The organism is Bradyrhizobium sp. UFLA05-153, from assembly GCF_054185185.1.
The window spans coordinates 1-1129 of sequence record NZ_JBBIAM010000321.1 but is presented as its reverse complement, the minus strand read 5'-3'; the positions used below and the strand labels follow the sequence as shown (position 1 = coordinate 1129).

Here is a 1129-nt window from a genome sequence, read left to right as displayed (position 1 = left end):
CGCCGTTCCGAACGCATCGACCCTGACCAACTGGCGCTCGGTCTGGAGGATATCGACAGTGATATCGGCCGCATCAGAGAGAGCCGTCCAACGGTCGTTACAGACAACCCGGATGCGCCGTCGCGGCGCAAGCCGTTGCCCGATCATCTGCCTCGCGAAGACATCGTTCTCGATGTTGAGGATAAAGTCTGCGCTTGCTGTGGCGGGACATTGCATGCCATCGGCGAGAGCGTCAGCGAAATGCTGGACTGGGTGCCGGCACAACTTCGTGTCGTGCGCATCGCTCGCCCAAAGTACGCGTGTCGCTCCTGCAACAAGGTGGTGCAGGCGGCCGCGCCGGAGCGACCGATTGCGGGTGGCCTGGCATCGCCGGCGCTGCTGGCGCAAGTGCTGGTCAGTAAGTATTGCGACCACACTCCGCTTTATCGGCAGTCGCAAATCTTTGCCAGACACGGTGTCGATCTCAGCCGTTCGACGCTGGCCGGCTGGGTTGGTGGCGCGTGCTGGTGGCGGGAAGCCCTGCACGAACGGTTGTGCAAGAACGTGTTTGCTTCCGATCATCTGTTCGCCGACGACACGCCCGTTCCTGTGCTCGATCCCGGCCGAGGACGGACAAAGACCGGGCGTCTTTGGGTCTATGCTCGCGAACAGCGGCCGTGGTGCGGGCCTGAGCCGCCGGCGGCGGTCTATCTGTTTGCGCCTGACCGCAAGGCCGAGCGTCCGGCAGCGCATCTTGCCGACTTCAAAGGCGTCCTGCATGTCGACGGATATGCCGGCTTCGAGCAACTCGCCACCAATGAAGACGTTGTTCTGGCGGCCTGCTGGAGCCACACGAGGCGCAAGTTCTATGAGGTCGCAGAGGCGACCGGATCGCCCGTGGCGACCGAAGCCCTGCGCCGGATCGGCGAACTCTATGCTATCGAATCCCGTGTCCGCGGGCAGTCGTCGGCTCATCGGCTCGTCGAACGACGGTCCTTCTCCAGACCAATCGTTCAAGCGCTGCGTTCCTGGCTGGAGGCACAGCTTCTCCTCGTCTCTGGCCGCAGCACGCTTGCCGAAGCGATCCGCTACGCGCTCTCGCGCTGGGAGGGGCTGACGCGATTCCTGCATGATGGTCGGATCGAGCTCG

At 63.6% G+C, this 1129-nt stretch carries 1 protein-coding gene; it reads left to right on the top strand.

What is annotated here, in order from left to right; translation table 11 throughout:
* On the top strand, window positions 1-1129 hold a 1129-nt coding region (gene tnpC, locus Q2941_RS51660; RefSeq protein WP_458197548.1), incomplete at both ends, for an IS66 family transposase.